Annotated in this window: 17 protein-coding genes; 8 read left to right on the top strand and 9 right to left on the bottom strand. The window is 67.8% G+C overall.

The window, feature by feature from the left end; translation table 11 throughout:
• Window positions 1–59: 59 nt before the first annotated feature.
• A complete protein-coding gene (gene thrS / locus FGS76_RS10225; protein ID WP_138772541.1) occupies window positions 60–1,973 on the bottom strand; it encodes a threonine--tRNA ligase in 1,914 nt (637 codons plus the stop codon).
• Window positions 1,974–2,245: 272 nt separating this feature from the next.
• Here thrS and FGS76_RS10220 point away from each other — a divergent pair, with 272 nt between their 5' ends.
• Window positions 2,246–3,814 carry an HD-GYP domain-containing protein gene (locus tag FGS76_RS10220; protein ID WP_138772540.1) on the top strand — a complete coding sequence of 523 codons (1,569 nt, stop codon included), beginning with the start codon at window positions 2,246–2,248 and terminating at the stop codon, window positions 3,812–3,814.
• A gap of 16 nt (window positions 3,815–3,830) precedes the next feature.
• On the top strand, window positions 3,831–5,063 hold the full coding sequence (locus FGS76_RS10215) for an MFS transporter (RefSeq protein WP_138772539.1): 1,233 nt from the start codon (window positions 3,831–3,833) through the stop codon (window positions 5,061–5,063).
• On the opposite strand, the gene FGS76_RS10210 is transcribed toward FGS76_RS10215, so the two are convergent.
• Window positions 5,060–6,283: a GGDEF domain-containing protein gene (locus FGS76_RS10210; protein WP_138772538.1), complete on the bottom strand. Its 1,224-nt coding sequence runs from the start codon at window positions 6,281–6,283 to the stop codon at window positions 5,060–5,062. The two genes, FGS76_RS10215 and FGS76_RS10210, sit on opposite strands and share 4 nt — an antisense overlap.
• A gap of 120 nt (window positions 6,284–6,403) precedes the next feature.
• A complete protein-coding gene (locus FGS76_RS10205; RefSeq protein ID WP_138772537.1) occupies window positions 6,404–6,676 on the bottom strand; it encodes an Arc family DNA-binding protein in 273 nt (90 codons plus the stop codon).
• 154 nt (window positions 6,677–6,830) lie between these two features.
• Here FGS76_RS10205 and FGS76_RS10200 point away from each other — a divergent pair, with 154 nt between their 5' ends.
• Window positions 6,831–7,781 carry a LysR family transcriptional regulator gene (locus FGS76_RS10200; RefSeq protein WP_138772536.1) on the top strand — a complete coding sequence of 317 codons (951 nt, stop codon included), beginning with the start codon at window positions 6,831–6,833 and terminating at the stop codon, window positions 7,779–7,781.
• 9 nt (window positions 7,782–7,790) lie between these two features.
• Here the strand turns inward: FGS76_RS10200 and FGS76_RS10195 are convergent, their stop codons facing one another.
• Window positions 7,791–8,702 (bottom strand): 6-carboxytetrahydropterin synthase, encoded by a 912-nt coding sequence (locus FGS76_RS10195; RefSeq protein WP_138772535.1) that lies wholly within the window; start codon window positions 8,700–8,702, stop codon window positions 7,791–7,793.
• A gap of 186 nt (window positions 8,703–8,888) precedes the next feature.
• Between FGS76_RS10195 and FGS76_RS10190 the strand changes: the two genes are divergently transcribed.
• The 4 genes from FGS76_RS10190 to FGS76_RS10175 all read left to right on the top strand — a co-directional run bounded on the left by FGS76_RS10190 (window position 8,889) and on the right by FGS76_RS10175 (window position 11,047).
• Window positions 8,889–9,227 carry a histidine triad nucleotide-binding protein gene (locus FGS76_RS10190; protein WP_138772534.1) on the top strand — a complete coding sequence of 113 codons (339 nt, stop codon included), beginning with the start codon at window positions 8,889–8,891 and terminating at the stop codon, window positions 9,225–9,227.
• A 111-nt stretch (window positions 9,228–9,338) separates the two neighbouring features.
• Window positions 9,339–9,770, top strand: a complete 432-nt coding sequence (locus tag FGS76_RS10185) for a hypothetical protein (protein WP_138772533.1) — start codon at window positions 9,339–9,341, stop codon at window positions 9,768–9,770.
• An 81-nt stretch (window positions 9,771–9,851) separates the two neighbouring features.
• Window positions 9,852–10,448 (top strand): GNAT family N-acetyltransferase, encoded by a 597-nt coding sequence (locus FGS76_RS10180; protein ID WP_138772532.1) that lies wholly within the window; start codon window positions 9,852–9,854, stop codon window positions 10,446–10,448.
• Window positions 10,445–11,047 carry an acyl carrier protein phosphodiesterase gene (locus FGS76_RS10175; RefSeq protein WP_138772531.1) on the top strand — a complete coding sequence of 201 codons (603 nt, stop codon included), beginning with the start codon at window positions 10,445–10,447 and terminating at the stop codon, window positions 11,045–11,047. Before FGS76_RS10180 ends, FGS76_RS10175 begins: the two co-directional genes overlap by 4 nt.
• Here the strand turns inward: FGS76_RS10175 and FGS76_RS10170 are convergent, their stop codons facing one another.
• On the bottom strand, window positions 11,048–11,881 hold the full coding sequence (locus tag FGS76_RS10170) for an SDR family oxidoreductase (protein ID WP_138772530.1): 834 nt from the start codon (window positions 11,879–11,881) through the stop codon (window positions 11,048–11,050).
• A 91-nt stretch (window positions 11,882–11,972) separates the two neighbouring features.
• Window positions 11,973–12,851, bottom strand: a complete 879-nt coding sequence (locus FGS76_RS10165) for an alpha/beta fold hydrolase (protein ID WP_240692499.1) — start codon at window positions 12,849–12,851, stop codon at window positions 11,973–11,975.
• On the opposite strand from FGS76_RS10165, the gene FGS76_RS10160 reads away from it, so the two are divergent.
• On the top strand, window positions 12,845–13,315 hold the full coding sequence (locus tag FGS76_RS10160; RefSeq protein ID WP_240692498.1) for a 3D domain-containing protein: 471 nt from the start codon (window positions 12,845–12,847) through the stop codon (window positions 13,313–13,315). The genes FGS76_RS10165 and FGS76_RS10160 overlap by 7 nt on opposite strands.
• A gap of 3 nt (window positions 13,316–13,318) precedes the next feature.
• Here FGS76_RS10160 and FGS76_RS10155 read toward each other — a convergent pair whose 3' ends face one another.
• The 3 genes from FGS76_RS10155 to FGS76_RS10145 are packed head-to-tail and all read right to left on the bottom strand — an operon-like array spanning window position 13,319 to window position 16,462.
• Entirely contained in the window at window positions 13,319–14,077 is a 759-nt protein-coding gene (locus FGS76_RS10155; RefSeq protein WP_138772529.1) for an SDR family oxidoreductase, read from the bottom strand.
• Window positions 14,074–15,024 carry an alpha/beta hydrolase gene (locus FGS76_RS10150; protein ID WP_138772528.1) on the bottom strand — a complete coding sequence of 317 codons (951 nt, stop codon included), beginning with the start codon at window positions 15,022–15,024 and terminating at the stop codon, window positions 14,074–14,076. Before FGS76_RS10150 ends, FGS76_RS10155 begins: the two co-directional genes overlap by 4 nt.
• Window positions 15,008–16,462, bottom strand: a complete 1,455-nt coding sequence (locus FGS76_RS10145; protein ID WP_138772527.1) for a flavin-containing monooxygenase — start codon at window positions 16,460–16,462, stop codon at window positions 15,008–15,010. The genes FGS76_RS10150 and FGS76_RS10145 overlap by 17 nt, the downstream gene beginning before the upstream one ends.
• Window positions 16,463–16,636: the final 174 nt, after the last annotated feature.

Genomic DNA, 16,636 nt, shown 5'->3' with positions numbered 1-16,636 from the left:
TACCGCAAGCGCTGATCGCGACTGAAGTCGCTCCTACGGTCGCTCCTACGGTCGCTCCGTCAGAGCGGCAGCCGGGTGGCGGCGGCCAGGTCGGCCACCGCCTGGTCCAGGGCCAGGGTTTCGGTGTCCTTGGAACCCAGCCGGCGGATCGCCACCTGGCGCTCCTCCGCTTCCTGCTTGCCGAGTACCAGGATCACCGGGATCTTGGCGCGGGAGTGCTCGCGCACCTTGTAGCCGATCTTCTCGTTACGCAGGTCCATTTCCACGGTCACGCCGGCGGCTTCCAGCTGTTCCTTCACGGTCTGGGCATAGTCGTCGGCGGCGTTGGTGATGGTGGCGATCACCACCGGCACCGGCGCCAGCCACAGCGGCAGATGGCCGGCGTGGTGCTCGATGAGAATGCCGATAAAGCGTTCCATGGAGCCGACGATGGCCCGGTGCAGCATGATCGGCCGCTGCCGTTGGGAGTGCTCGTCCACGTACTCCGCGTCGAGCCGCTCGGGCATCATCGGGTCGAACTGCACGGTGCCCATCTGCCAGGCGCGGCCGATGGAATCCTTGAGGTGGTATTCGATCTTGGGACCGTAGAAGGCGCCCTCGCCGGGCAGTTCCTCCCATTCCACGCCGGCGTTGCTGAGCGCCGCGCGCAGGCCGTTTTCCGCCTTGTCCCAGGCTTCATCGGTGCCGATGCGTTTTTCCGGGCGCAGGGCCAGCTTCACCGAGATGTTCTCAAAGCCGAAGTCGGCGTACACCGCCATGGCCTGTTTGTGGAAGGCGGTGACTTCCCCTTCCACCTGGTCCTCGGTGCAGAAGATATGGCCGTCGTCCTGGGTAAAGGCGCGCACCCGCATGATGCCGTGCAGGGCACCGGAGGGCTCGTTGCGGTGGCAGCCGCCGAATTCCGCGTAGCGGATCGGCAGGTCCCGGTAGCTGTGCAGGGCGGCGTTGTAGATCTGTACGTGGCCCGGGCAGTTCATGGGCTTCACCGCGTAGGTCCGTTTCTCGGACTCGGTGAAGAACATGTTTTCCTGGTAGTTGTCCCAGTGCCCGGAGCGTTTCCACAGGCTCACATCCATGATCTGCGGGCCGCGCACTTCCTGGTAACCGCTGTTGCGGTAGACCTTGCGCACGTACTGCTCCACCTTCTGCCAGATGGCCCAGCCGCGCGGGTGCCAGAACACCATGCCCGGGGCCTCTTCCTGCTGATGGAACAGATCCATCTCCTTACCCAGCTTGCGGTGGTCCCGCTTGGCGGCCTCCTCAAGCTGCTGCAGGTAGGCGTTGAGTTCCTTCTTGTCCCGCCAGGCGGTGCCGTAGACGCGCTGCAGCTGGGCGTTGTTGGCGTCGCCGCGCCAGTAGGCGCCGGCCACCTTCATCAGCTTGAAGCCGTCACCCAGCTTGCTGGTGGCGGGCAGGTGCGGGCCCCGGCACAGGTCGATAAAGTCGCCCTGGCGGTACAGGGACACTTCCTGGTCGGCGGGCAGGTCGCGGATGATCTCCGCCTTGAAGTCCTCGCCTTTTTCCAGGAAGAAGCTGACCGCTTCGTCCCGGTCCCAGACCTCCCGGCGGATCTGCTCGTTGCGGCGCACGATTTCCTGCATGCGCTTCTCGATGGCGGTGAGATCCTCCGGGGTGAAGGGTTCTTCCCGGTAGAAGTCGTAATAGAAGCCGTTCTCGATGGTCGGCCCGATGGTCACCTGGGTATCGGGAAACAGCTCTTGCACCGCCTCGGCCATGACATGGGCGGCATCGTGGCGGATCAACTCCAGGGCATCGTCGTGATCCCGGGTGATGATTTCCACGGTGGTTCCATCGGTGAGCGGCAGATAGACGTCGGTAAGGTGCCCGTCGGCCTTGACGGCCAGGGCCTGCTTGGCGAGTTTTTTGCTGATCCGCTCGGCGATCTCCAATCCGGAGGCCGGCTGATCAAACTCCATATTTGCCCCATCGGGCAGTCTGTATTGCACGCTCATGGATGAAATGGGGTCCGAGGCTGAGGGTTGCGGAACCGACGAATGGTAGGCAATCGACCGGCACCGTTCAAGCGAGCATGCTTTACCACCATGACAGCCTGTGCCTATGCTAGGGAGCTTCCGCATCACGCCTGTCGCATTCCGCGTGGTCTCAAGCGGGTTGCCGTGGTTTGTTGCCGCCGCCGGCCGGGGCTCGATCACTGGCCGCTCCGCGGGGCCCGATCGGCGTTCACGGGAGGCTCCCTAGGCGTGGCTGACAACGGAATGACGTCATGAACAAGCTGGAACAGGTGCCCGGCACCCGGTTGCCGCCGCTGTTGCGGGTGGCCCGGCAGATTAATGCGCAAAGCGATCTGGCGCCGTTGACCCGCACGGTGCTGGAAGAGGCTCTTGAGCTGGCCCGTGCCGAAGCCGGCGTGCTCTGGTTGCGGCGCGACGATACCCGGGACGAGTGGCTGGAATGCGTGCGTCAGATCACCGCCGGCGAGGAGGGCAGCGCCGCCCCGGGCCCGGACCTGCCGCGCCTGCCGCTGGACGCGGCCCACCGGGACCATCCGGCGGTGCGGGTGGTGGAAGACGGCGCCATGCTGCATCTGGCGGACCCCTCGGCCCTGCCGGAGGACGACCGGGCGCGGCTGGTGCCCGGCCTGGTGACGCGGGTGGTGTCCCTGCTGCTGGTGCCGCTGACCAACCATGAGGGCCGGGTGGTGGGCGTGCTGCAGCTGGTCAACGCCCGGGGCGAGAGCGGGCCCGGCCCGTTTCCGGCGCGCACCCGCACTCTGCTCGGCGCCCTCGGCGGCTACGCCGGCATCGCCCTCAATAATCTGCTGCTGGTGCAGGAACTCAAGGACCTGTTGGACGCCTTCGTGCGGGTGTTTGCCCGCGCCATTGACGCGAAAAGCTCACACACCAGCGCGCACTGCGAGCGGGTGCCTCTTCTGACCGAATTACTGGCCCGGGCCGCCTGCGACGATGGCGGCACCTTCTCCTCATTCCAGCTCGACGAGGACGAGTGGTACGAACTGAGGGTGGCGGCCTGGCTGCACGACTGCGGCAAGCTGGCGATTCCCGATTCGGTGCTCGACAAGGCCACCAAGCTCCACGGGCTGCACGACCGCATCGAGCTGGTGGCGGCGCGTTTCTCGGCGCTGCGGGTGGAAGCCGAGCGGCGCTACGAACGGGAGTCGCTCAGCGAGCCGGCCCGGGAGCCGGAACACCGGCGCCGCCTGGAGCAGGACATCGCCGGGCTGGAATCCGATCTGGCGTTTCTGGAGCGTATCAATAAAGGTGGCGAGGCCATGGCCGCCGCCGACACCGAGCGGGTGCGGCGGATCGCCGCGCGGCCCTGGACCGACGCCCACGGGCAGGTCCGGCCGCTGCTCAACGACGATGAGGTGGCCAACCTGTGCATCACCCGGGGTACCCTCACCGACCGGGAACGGGAAATCATCAACAGCCATATGGACGTGACCCTGGAGATGCTGGAGTCGCTGCCGTTTCCGCGCAAACTGCGGCGCGTGCCGGAGTACGCCGGCGGCCACCACGAGCGCATGGACGGCAGCGGTTTTCCCCGCGGCCTGACCCGCGAGCAGATGTCGATTCCGGCGCGCATCATGGCCATCGCCGACGTGTTCGAGGCGCTCACCGCCCGTGAGCGCCCCTACAAAACGCCGCTGAAAATCTCCGAGGCCCTGGGCATCATGCAACGCATGCGTGATAATCAGCACCTTGATCCGGACCTCTACCGGCTGTTTCTGGACGCCGGAGTGTGGCGCGATTACGCGCGCGTCGCCCTGGACCCGGAACAGCTCGATGTGGTTGACCCCGCGCCTTTCCGTTAACGGACCTCAGCAAGCAATGTCATCGAACGCCGAAACCGCGTCCATGCCGGCGTGGCTGGTATGGACCCTGGCCACTGCCTGTGGCCTGATCGTCGCCAATATTTACTACACCCAACCCCTGGTGGGGCCGATTGCCGAGTCCCTGGGCCTGTCGCCGGGCGCCGCCGGCCTGATCGTGACCATGACCCAGGTGGGTTACGGCGTGGGGCTGCTGCTGGTGGTGCCCCTGGGCGACCTGGTCGAGAACCGGCGGCTGGTGATCTCGGTGATCCTGCTGGCCGCCGTCGCCCTGGTGGCGGCCCTGTTCGCCGGCCACGCCACCCTGTTTCTGGGCGCCGCCCTGTTTATCGGCTTTGGCTCGGTGGCGGTGCAGATTCTGGTGCCCTACGCGGCCCACCTGGCGCCGCCGGCCCGGCGCGGCCAGGTGGTGGGCACGGTGATGAGCGGCCTGATGCTGGGCATCATGCTGGCGCGGCCGGTGGCCAGTGCGCTCACCGAGGCGTTCGGCTGGCAGTCCGTATTCGTGCTGTCGTCGCTGCTGATGGTGGTGCTCAGCCTGGTGCTGGCGCGGGTGATGCCGCGCCGGCAACCGACGGCGGGAGTGGGTTACGGGCGTCTGCTGCTGTCCATGGGCCGGCTGATGCGGACCACGCCGATCCTGCGCCGGCGGGCCCTGTACCAGGCCTGCCTGTTCGCCGCTTTCAGCCTGTTCTGGACCGCGGTGCCGCTGTTGCTGGCGGGCCCGGCCTTCGGCTTTTCCCAGGGTGGAATCGCCCTGTTCGGGCTGGCCGGGGTGGCCGGCGCGGTGGCCGCGCCCATCGCCGGCCGGCTCGCCGACGGCGGCCTGACCCGCCCGGCCACGGTAACGGCGATGCTGATTTGCAGCGGGGCCTTCCTGCTGACCTTGATCGCCGAGCCGGGCAGCGTGGTGGCGGTGGCCCTGCTGGTGGTGGCGGCGGTGGTGCTGGATTTCGGTGTGTCCGCCAATGTGGTGCTGGGGCAGCGCGCCATCTACAGCCTGGGGGACAGCTACCGGGGCCGGCTCAACGGCCTGTACATGGCCACCTTCTTCACCGGCGGCGCCATCGGCTCGGCGCTGGGGGGCTGGTCCCAGGCCCACGGTGGCTGGCAGCTCACCGGCTGGATCGGCGTGGTCCTGCCGCTGCTGGCGTTGCTCTATTTCTTCACCGAACTGGCGTTCGGCGTGCCCGAGCCGCTGTGGGCGGAAGCGGATTCCAGCGGCCGTTAGAGCATCGCCACCCGGCCCTGATCGCTCATATAGGCCACCCGGTTGCGGCCGGCGCCCTTGGCCTGGTACAGCGCCTCATCGGCGCACTTGATCAGGCCCGGGGCGTCGGAGACCCGCTCACTGGCGCACACCACCCCGATACTGATGGTCACCACCTGGCTGACCCGTGAGCCGGCGTGGGGCAGGCCCAGCTGCTCGATGCGCGTGCGCAGGCGCTCGGCGAACACCAGGGCGTCCTTGAGGCTGGTATTGGCCAGCACCACCATGAACTCCTCACCGCCGTAGCGGGCCACGAAGTCCTTATCGCCCTGGGTCAGGGCACGGGGGATGGACGCAACGGTCTTCAGGCATTCGTCGCCGGCCTGGTGGCCGTAGGTGTCGTTGTACTGCTTGAAGAAATCGATATCGAACAGCAGCACCGAGGCCCGTTCGCCGGTGCCGCCCCGGCCGAAGCCATGCAGCAGCTCATTGAGCCGGCTTTCCATGCCGCGCCGGTTCAAACAGCCGGTGAGGCCATCCACCGTGGCCTGGCTTTCCAGCACCCGGTTGGCGGAGTGCAGCTCGTCGCGGTGCTGGAACAGCACGTTCTCGGAGAGAAAGTGCTGGCGCAGAAGACGCTCATAGATGTACTGGCCGAACAGACTCATGCTGGCGCTGGCCAGGGACAGCAGCAACAGCACCAGGGCCAGTTGGTGGTCGATGTGCGGGCTGTTGTGGAGGCTGGCGGCCAGCGCCGCGATCATCGCCAGGCTGCCGGTCACCGCCCAGTAGAAGGGTACCCTGAGCAGCACCGACATCAGCAGAATCGCCAGCGAGGTTTGCAGAAACAGGCTGAACGCCAGTGGATGGTCCACCCGCATGCCGATCCAGTCGCCGGTGAGCGCCACCGAGAACGCCAGCGCCAGGCTGGCGCTGTGCAGCCAGCGCCGCCATTCGGCGTGCCGCGCCACCAGGATGGTGGCCACCGCCAGCATCGCGCACAGCAGTCGCGGCCGCCAGGTGCGCGCCGCCACTTCCGGCGAAATATAGAGTTCCAGAGCCAGTGCCAACACCAGCAGCACCACCACGTTGAGCGCGGCCCAGGGCGCCACCTTGGCGACGCTGTTGCGGAAGAACTCGGCGAAATCCCGTTCCAGTGGCGCGGGCAGACGCAGGTGCCAGGGCAGGCGCAGATCGCGGCCGCTGGGCAAAACGTTCAGCCTTTGCGATTCGTCCTTCAAATTAGGTTCCACCCCATCGACACGGCCGTCCGGCCAGTCGTGACCATCGGATTAAAAAGACGAAAGTAGAGTAACAGCAAAGGTGTTAGCAATGCTCCCCCGACCGGGGCGCCGGACGGATCAGTCCAACAGGCCGAGCAGCGCCCGTTGCCGGGCCGGGGAGAGCAACCGGAAGCGTTGCAGCAACACCTGTTCTTCACGCCCCACCGGGATGGCGTCGGCGGTGGTGGGCTCCAGCGTGGACCAGTTCGCCAGGCTGTGCTGTAACCGGGCGACGATCTCGGCGTTCATGCTGCGGTGGTTGAGCGCGGCGACCTCGGCGATGCGGCCGCGCATGTCACACGGGAACCGCACCACGAACTTCTGCGCCTGACTGGTGGCGTCCTGCTTCATAGTCCCTACTGAGGCTGTTGGAAAACGCTCAAGATACGCACTTTTTTTCAATCCTGCGAGTGGCAAAGCGCCATGATCTGTCCGGACAGTGACGGAGTTAACACCGGCGCGGTGCTATACTCCGCCGGTTTTCCGGTTTCCGTCGAGCCCCGCCATGAACATCGCCAGCGCCGATCTCAACCTGCTCAAGTACCTGGACGTGCTTCTCCGCGAGAAGAACGTGACCCGTGCCGCCGAGCAGTTGGGCATCACCCAGCCGGCCATGAGCAACAGCCTCAAGCGGCTGCGGCTGATGTTCGGTGACCCCTTGCTGATCCGCACCAGCGAAGGCATGACCGCCACCGACCGGGCCCAGGAGTTGCAGCCGCTGGTGCGCCAGCTGATCGCCCAGGCCGAGTCGCTGTTCACGCCGGAGGACGGCTTCCGGCCGGCGGAGAGCCGCCGGGTGTTCCGCATCATGACCAGCGATTACGCGGAGGGCACCCTGGTGCCGCACATCGTGCGGCGCCTGCGGGAGGAAGCACCGGACGTGGTGCTGGATTTCGTCACGCCCTCGGACGTGAGCTACCCGGACATGGAGCAGGGTCGGGTGGACATGGCCCTGAACCGCTTCAACGAGATCCCCGGGTCCTTCCACCAGGTGACCCTGTGGCGGGATACCTTTTCCTGCCTGCTCAACCGGGATAACCCCATCGCCCGCCATTTCGACCTGGACAGCTACCTGTCCGCCCAGCATATCTGGGTGTCGAAAACCGGCTTCGGGGTGGGCTTCGGCATGAACCCGGAGAAACTGGGCGGGCTGGGCTGGATCGACCACGCCCTGCAGCGCCTGGGGCGCAGCCGCAAGATCAGTATCTTTACCCGCCACTATCAGATGCCCGGTCTGCTGGCCATGAACAACGATCTGGTGGCCACCCTGCCCAGCCGGGTGGCGCGCATGCAGGCGCAGAATTCGCAGCTGGTGATCAAGCCGCCGCCGTTCGATATCCCGGAGTTCGAATTGAAGATGGCCTGGTCGCCGTTGCTGCATCACAACGCGGCGCACCGCTGGCTGCGCCGGCTGATTCAGGAAGAAGCGGAGCAGATTCTCAAGGAAGACCCCTGAGCGGGCACCTCAGAATACCGAGGTGCCCCGCAGCCAGCCGCCGTTGCCCAGACGCGGGTTTTCCTCGCCGGCTTCGGCGATGGCGCCCTTGCCCACGCCTTCGAAGGCGCGCACCCGGAAGCGCTTGCCGGGGGCTTCCCGGGCCAGTTCACTGGCGATGTGCTCGGCCAGGTTCTCCACCGTGGAATCGGTGTCCACCAGATAGCAGTGGTCCTCGGGAATCACCAGCTCGAAGTGGCCCTGGGGGGCGTCGTAGCGGAACCGGTGGTGCGGGGTCTCCTCCACGTAGTAGGTGCCTTCCAGGTCTTCGCGGGTACCGATGTAGATGTCTTCCCAGCGGTCCGCCCACAGCTTTTCCCAGTACCGGCTGCGGCGGCCATTCTCGAAAATCTCGATACCGGAGCGGTGGCCGTGGGCGATGCGCTGGCAATTGCCGTCGTGTTTCTTGAGGCCGTGGGAATAGTGGTAGAAGGGCGCGGTGCCGGTGTCCTGTTCGCGCAGAATCACCTGGATCTCGCTGACGTTGGACGGCACCGTGTCGCGGATCAGATCCAGCAGGTAGAGGGTCACGCCGGCTTTGCTGACTTCCGTGCCGGGCAGTTCCAGCACGCCGGAGGCGGGGGTCACCATGCGGATCTCGCCGGCCAGATAGGTCCAGGTCAGGCCCAGGTGGTCGTCGTCCCGGACATGCAGGTTGAGCTGGTCGCTGCCCGCCGGCACCAGCAGCCGGTGGTCCACGCGCTCGTCCACGGTCTGTTTGACGGTTTTCTTGATGCGTCCGAAGTCGAACACCATGCCCTGGGCATCGAGATCGCCGGACAGTTCCAGATCGACGATCCAGGACTCCCCCACCATGCCGCGTTTGGCGTGCAGGTAGGAAAAGTCCACCACGGTCAGGTTTTCAACGAACAGGGTGGCCATAAGTCTCTTGTTTGAAAGGGGTTGCAAGCAGGGCGGCCATTATAGTCTCAGCGGCGCTCCGGTCTCACCCCGGGTTTTGTAAATTGCTTCTCCCGCATGGTCGGGGTGTGATCGGGAACACGGATCGACGCGCGCCCCGCCTTGTTCTATGGTTGGGCCTTTCACGCCAGAGGCCGGAGACAATCCATGAGCGAAACCATTTTTTCCAAGATCATCGACCGGGAAATCCCCGCCGATATCGTCTACGAGGACGACCAGTGCCTGGCTTTCCGGGACATCAATCCGCAGGCGCCGGTCCATTTCCTGGTGATTCCCCGTAAACCCATCGCCAAGCTGTCCGACGCCGACGAAGGCGACAAGGACCTGCTCGGGCATCTGCTGCTGGTGGCCGGCCAGGTGGCCCGCGAGCAAGGGCTCGAGGACTTCCGCCTCAACGTCAACAATGGCGCCGGCGCCAGCCAGACCGTGTTCCATCTGCACGTGCATGTGCTTGGCGGCCGTCCGTTCTCCTGGCCCCCGGGCTGAACTCCCGGGCCGCCGGCCGGTCTCAGAGCACGGCCGGGCTGAGTCCCGGCCGTCACAAGGACCTGAACCGTCCCGAACAATAAAAACCGAACAAGAAAAAGGAGCACCACCATGAAACGCCTGCTGATTTCGACCCTGGCGCTGTGCCTGACCGGCCCGGCCCTGGCGCTGACGCCGGACAATCCGGAGCGGATCAACGGCATGATCGCCGAGCTGGAGACGCTTCACGGCGGCGGCCAGGCTTTCAAAAAGGACTACGACCCGGCGGATCAAGCCGCGCTCAAGCAGTGCCGCGCCGAGCACGGCGCCCTCCATGAGCAGGCCCTGGCCCTGCGCGACCGGGCCGCCAAGTTGCCGCAGCTGGCCTACCGCATCAATCTGACCATGGCCGCCAGCGCCGCCGCCGATTGCGTGGCCTGCGACCAGGGCGCCGCCCGCTGCGACGCGGTGCCGCCGGCTTTGCAGCGCATCCGCAAACAAATGAACGCCCCGGCCGCCGATTCGGCCACTAAACCGGCCACTAAACCGACCACCCCCCAATAAACCACACGGGCACCGCGCCACCTGCGCCGTGCGGTGCCCTGCGCTATGCTGCTGTTTCCCTCATTCATCCGGGAGCGCCCCATGGCCCGCTGGATCGAACCGGTCACCCTTGAAGGGGACCGGGTATGCCTGGAACCCCTGGCTCCGTCCCACGCCGACGACCTGACCGAGGCCTGTCGGGACGGTGAACTCTGGAAACTCTGGTTTACCTTCGCGCCGGCCCCGCAGCGGGTGGACGACTACATCCAAGCCGCCCTGGCCGGCCGCGACCAGGGCGACCTGCCGTTCGCGGTGCGCCACCGGGAAAGTGGCCGGGTGATCGGCACCACCCGGTTCTTCAAGGTGGACGAAGACAACCGCCGTCTGGAACTGGGCCACACCTGGTACGCCGGCCGCTATCAGCGCACCGGCGTCAACACCGAGTGCAAGTGGCTGCTGCTGCGTCATGCCTTCGAGAGCCTGGACGCCATCGCGGTGGAATTTCGTACCCACTGGCACAACCGGGCATCGCGGGCCGCCATCGCCCGGCTCGGCGCCAAGCAGGATGGCGTGCTGCGCAACCATACGGTGACCGCCGACGGCATTTACCGCGACACCGTGGTGTTTTCCATCATCAATCAGGAATGGCCGGCGGTGCGCCAGAATCTGCGCTTCCTGCTGGAGCGGCAGCGGCCTTGAATTACTTCGCCCACCTGGCCCTGGCACAGCCCACCGCCCCGTCCAAGGTGGGCAACCTGCTCGGGGATTTCATGCGCGGGGTGCGCGAGGAACAACTGCCGGAGCCGGTGCGGCGGGGGCTGCTCAACCACCGGCTGGTGGACCGGGTCACCGACGATCACCCGCCGGTGCGTCACAGCCGGCAGCTGTTCGCCGCGCCCCGGCGGCGGTTCGCCGGGGTGGCCCTGGATGTGCTGTTCGACCATTTTCTGGTGCGTCACTGGGCGCGCTTCCACGACCAGCCGCTGCACCAGGCCATCGACCGGGACTACCGGTTGTTGTTGGAGGGGCGGGCGCTGATGCCGGTGCCCATGCGGGCGGTGGTGGAGCGCATGGTGGCCCAGGACTGGGTGCGTCATTACGCCGAGCTGGACACCGTGGGCCGGGCCCTGGACCGGATCGCCGCCCGGGTGCGTTTCGCCAACCGCTTCCAGGGCTGCCAGGCCGACATCGAACACCACTACGAGCATCTGGAGCAGGTGTTCCTGGAGCTCTATCCCGGCCTGCAGCGGGCGGTGGCCGAGCAGGCCCTGGAGCAGGCGCCCTCTCAACCGGATTGATTACAGCGGATTGATTCCCAGCAGCTTCATGCTTTCCTGATAGAGCTTTTCGGCGCTGGCCTTGTTGCGCGCCCGGGGGGACCGGGTGGCCGGGCCCTTGGCGTCGAAGTAGCCGCCGGTGACGCCGTTGTAGCGGTCGTCCAGGGCCAGGCTCACCGGCAGGCGGGCGGCGTTTTCCGGCGTGGTCAGGGTGGGGCGGATCGCCTTCATCAGCAGCCCCGGCGTGTAGCGGAAGATGGGCGTGTCCACGCCGCCCGGGTGCAGGGCATTGCTGGTGATGTCCTGCCCGGCCAGCCGCTGGGCCAGCACATCGCTGAACAGAATGTTGCCAAGCTTGGACTGGCCGTAGGCGTCCAGCATCAAGTAGGGCCGGCGGCCGCGCCAGGTGCCCGGGTTGATGCGGCCCAGCCAGTGGGCCACCGAGGCCACGTGCACCACCCGGGCGCCGGGCCGCTGCTGCAGCAGTGGCAGCAGCAGATGGGTCAGCAGCACGGGGGCCAGATAGTTGACGCCGAACTGCATCTCGAAGCCGTCGGCGGTGAACTGCTGGCGGCGCGGTACCACCCCGGCGTTGTTGATCAGCACGTCCAGGCCGTCCAGTTCGTCGTTGAGCTGGCGGGCCACGCCGCGCACCCGCGCCAGATCCGCCAGATCCAGGCTCACCACCCGCACCCGGGCGTTCGGCGTGTTGTGCTTGATGCGCGCCAGTGCCGCCTGGCCCTTGGCCTGGTCGCGGCAGGCGAGAATCACCTCGGCGCCACGCGCCGCCAGTTGTTCCGCCGTGCACAAACCAATGCCGGAATTGCCGCCGGTGATCAGAACCCGTTTGCTCATGGTGCCGTTATCTCCTGGAAAGGGGGGCGATAACGGCAAGCCTAGCAAATTCCGGCGCCGATACCGGGGCCTGATCGCCGCCGCCGCGCCGTCAGTGCGGCAACCGGGGCTGGTCCGCCAGCCATTGCTCGATGGCCTCCACCACCGCCGGCCAGTGGCGGCCCTGCAAAAGCAGGTGCGGGCCGTCCGGGAAGTACCGATAATCGCCCCGCTCCCCCAGGTGCTGGTTGAGCCGCTCGATGCCCACCGCCGGCACCGAGGTATCCAGGCCGCCGTACAGCACCAGGGTGGGCAGGGTCAGGGAGGGGGCCGCGTCGCTGGCGTTGTCGGCCAGCTTGATCAGCCCCCAGTAGGCGTCCATGCGCACCCGGCGCATCACCCGTGGGTCGTCCGCCAGGCGCCGGGCGGCGGCGGGCGCCAGCCGGGGATCGTCCGGCGGACGGTCCACGGTGAGCTTGTAACCCGGCGCCAGGGTGGCGGCGGCGGCGATCAGAACGTTCCAGCCGTAACGCAGTCGAATGCCCTCGCGCACCGCCGGCGCGGCCAGGATCAGGCCGTCCACCGGCAGTTCCGGGTGGCGCGCCGCCACCAGCATGGCCACGGCGCCGCCCAGGCTCTCGCCGAGCAGATAGAGCGGCCGGCCCGGTTGCTGGCGGGCCGCCTGGCGGACCATGGCGGCGGCGTCCGCCACCAGCCGGTCCTCGCCGGCCCAGCGGCCGTCCTCCAGGGTGCGCTCACCGAAGCCGGCCTGGTCGAAGGCGTACACCGTATAGCCGGCCCGGGCCAGCGCCGGCGCCGCCAGATTGAAGGCGTCGTCGTGGTCGCCGAAACTGTGCAGAGCCACCAGGGTGCCCCGGGGCGTGCCCTCGGCGGGCCACAGCCGGGCCTCCGGCGGAGCCGGCGTGGGCTGGGTGGCGCAGGCGTTAAGTCCGAACAGCATCAATAGCAAGGCAGGGAATCTGGATGACATCGACACAGTATCGCCACGTGAAGGTGAAGAGCGGGTTCAGACCGGAAAGCGGGCGCCGGCCACGGGCGGCGGCGCTGCTGCTGGCGGTGCTGGGGGTGGCCGCCCCGGTTGCCGCGCCGGCCCGGAATCCCCCCGCCGAGGCGTTCAAGGACAGCACCACGGTCACCGCCACCGCCTACAATTCCCTGGAAGGCCAGGGCGCCGGCGACGATCACAGCCTGGCGGCCTGGGGCGACACCCTGGTGCCCGGCATGAAAGCCATCGCCGTGTCCCGGGACCTGATTGGCGCCGGCCTGGATTACGGCACCCCGGTGCGCATCGAAGGGCTGGACGGGGTCTGGTATGTGCGCGACAAGATGCACAGCCGCTGGCGCAACAAGATCGACATCTACATGGGCGAGGACCAGGACGCGGCGCGGGACTGGGGCCGGCGCCGGGTGATCATTCACTGGGGCGAGGAATAGTCTTCAGCGGCTCAGGTGGCGCAGGATCTCCCGGGTCACCCAGCGTGGCGCCAGCTTCTCCAACAGCACCGTGACCCGGAACGGCAGCCCCACCGGGGTGTGCACCCGCTGGCTTTCCAGGGCCTGCTCCGCGGCGCGGGCGATGTCCTCGGCGCTCAGCTTCACGCCCATGCGCTCCAGCACCGGCGCCCGGTAGGTCTGGCCGGTGACCATCGGGGTATTCACGAACGGCGGCATCAGGTCCTGCACCTGGATGCCGTGCCGCCGCCATTCCAGATTGAGCGCCTCGGTGAGGCCGCGCACCGCGAACTTGGAGGCGGAGTAGACCGCCAGGTCCGGCACCCCGTACAACGCCGAAGCGGAACTCATGTTCAGCACCCGGGGGCGCTCGGAGCGTTTCAGATGGGGCAGGCAGGCCAGGCTCATGTGCAGCACCCCGAGCACGTTGATCTCCAGGGTGCGGTGATGGTCCGCCAGGTCCACTTCTTCCACCGGCCCCATGCGCAGCAGCCCGGCGCTGTTGAACAGCACATCCAGGCCCCCGGCCTGGGCGGCGAAGTCGTCGGCGGCGGCCTGGCAGGCGGCCGGGTCGGTCACGTCCACGGCCCGGAACCAGGTGTCGCCGCCCAGTTCGGCGTGCAGCGAGCGCAGGGCATGGTCGTTCACATCCAGCAGGCCCAGGCGCCAGCCACGGGCATGCAGGCGTTGGGCGGTGGCCAGGCCGATGCCGCTGGCGGCGCCGGTGATCAGGATACGGTTCATGGCCGGGGCTCCCGCTGGCCGGCCTGGAAGCGGGCGCCCAGGAAATCGGTGATGTGGGCCAGCGCCCGGTCGGCGTCGGCGAGCACGCCGCCGTGCATCTGGAAAACGTGCCAGCGATCCGCGAACAACTGGTAGCGCGCCTCGGTGTCGGCCTGCTCCAGGGCGGTGGCCAGCCGTTCGCTGTCCGGGCCCAGAATTTCATCGCCGCCGCACTGGATCAGCAGCGGCGGCAGCCCGTTGAGATCACCGGCCAGCGGCGATACCTCCGGCCGCTGGCGGCGCTCGCCGGCGTAGGCGTTGGCCGCGAACGCCAGCCAGTCGTGGCTGAGCATGGCCTCGCCGGGCACCCGCCGGGGCGTTTGCGTCAGGGTCAGGTCCAGCCAGGGCGACAGCAGCACCCCGGCGGCCGGCGGTGGCAGCTCACCGCCGTCGCGCACATGCTGCAGGAACGCCAGGCTCAGGCCGCCGCCGGCGGAGTCGCCGGCCACCGCCATGCGCTCCGGCCGGTGGCCGTGGTCCAGCAGCGCCCGGTACACCGCCACCACATCGTCCAGGGCCGCCGGGCTGGGATGCTCCGGCGCCAGCCGGTAGTCCACCACCATCACGGTGGCGTCCAGGGCCCGGGCCAGCCGGGTGGTGATGGCCCGGTGGGTGGCCGGGCTGCCGGCCACGTAGCCGCCGCCGTGCAGGTACAGCAGGGTGGCGGCGGGGCCTTCGCCCACCACCTCCACCGGCACCCCGGCAAAGCGGGTCTGGTGCCGGGGCACGCCCCGGGCCGGCAGGGTGGCCCGCGCCACGGTGGCCAGCCAGCGGCGCTGCAGCGCCACCGGGGCGCGCGCCTGGAAGGCGGGGCTGAGCAGGCTTTTCAGGGTGCCGCGCAGGGTGGCGGCGATCAGACGTTGCGACGGGCTCGGGGCCACGCCGCCCTGTTCACGGGTACAGCTCATAATCACGGGGGTCCAGTCGTCGGGTCCGGCGGCGGTACGCAAAGGTGAAGCCGGGCCAGTTGTTGGTGTTCTTGCCGCTGGCGGTCTTGTACCAGCTGTCGCAGCCGCGTTCCCAGACCGTGGCGCGCAGCCGCTGCTGCAGTTGCCGGTTGAAGCGGTCCTGGATCTCCGGGCGCACTTCCAGCCGCGCCACCTCGGGCCGCTCCAGGGTCTCCAGGGCACTCAGCACATAGGCGATCTGCGACTCCAGCATGTAGACGATGGAGTTATGGCCCAGGTTGGTGTTGGGGCCGTACAGCATGAACAGGTTGGGGAAGCCGCTCACGCTGATGCCCAGGTACGCCTGGGCGCCATCCCGCCAGGCCTGGTTGAGATCGCGGCCCTGGCGTCCGGTGATGGTCATCGGCGCCAGAAAATCGGTGGCCTGGAAGCCGGTGCCGAAAATCAACACGTCCGCCGCGTGGTGGCGCCCCTGGCCATCCACCAGACCGGTCTCGTCCACCGCCGTCACCGCCCCGTCGTGCACCTCAATGTGGTGCCGCTCGATGGCCTGGAAGTAATCGTTGGAGATCAGGATGCGCTTGCAGCCCATGGGGTAATCCGGCGTCAGCGTCTGGCGCAGGGCCGGGTCGCTGACGGTGCGCCGCAGGTAGCGCCGGAACAGCCATTGATAGACCCGCATCACTCCCTGCAGGGCGGTGAAGCCCAGCACCCGGCTCTCGTTCAGCGCGTAGATGCGTGCCCGGTCCAGGCGCTGCAGTATCGGCAGGCGCCGCATCAGGGTGTGCTCCAACGCGGAATAGGGGCGGTCCGGTTTCGGGATCACATAGGCGGCGGAGCGCTGGAACAGCTTTACCCGGGCCGCCACCCGCGCCACCTCCGGCACGAACTGGATGGCGCTGGCACCGGTGCCCACCACCGCCACGGTCTTGCCCGCCAGGTCCAGGTCATGGTCCCAGCGGGCGCTGTGGAAGGCCGGGCCGGCGAAGCGTTCCAGCCCGGGCAGGCGCGGCCAGGCGGGGCGGTTCAACTGGCCGGTGGCGGTGATCAGGGCTACGGCGGTGACGGTGCCGTCGCCGGTGTCCAGGTGCCAGAGATTGTCCGTTTCGTCGAAGCGCGCGCCGCGCACCTCGGTGCGCAGACGCAGATGGGGCGCCAGGTGGTAGTCGTCCACGCACTTCCGCAGATAGGCGAGGATCTCCGCCTGGGGCGCGAAGCGCCGGGACCAGTCGAATTTGCGCGTGAACGAAAAGGAATACAGATGCGAAGGCACATCGCAGGCGGCGCCGGGGTAGGTGTTGTCCCGCCAGGCGCCGCCCACGCCATCGGCCTTTTCCAGGATCACCAGGGAATGGCGGCCGCGTTTCTTCAATTCGATGGCCATGCCCAGCCCGCCAAAGCCGGCGCCGATGATGGCCACTTGGAAATCCGCTCGCATGGAAGCTGCCTCTACCAGAATGCCCCCACTGTAGCCGGGCAGCCGGTGCCGGGGGCATGACCGGAACGCTCGGTCCGACGGCCGCCCCGGTCAGGTCGGCCGGGCCGCTGTAGGAGCGGCTTCAGCCGCGATCGCCGCGGGCGCGGTGTGGCTGGTGGGATCGCGGCTGAAGCG

It is taken from the genome of Alloalcanivorax gelatiniphagus, assembly GCF_005938655.1.
GTDB lineage: Bacteria > Pseudomonadota > Gammaproteobacteria > Pseudomonadales > Alcanivoracaceae > Alloalcanivorax > Alloalcanivorax gelatiniphagus.
This window is presented reverse-complemented; position numbering and strand designations above follow the sequence as displayed.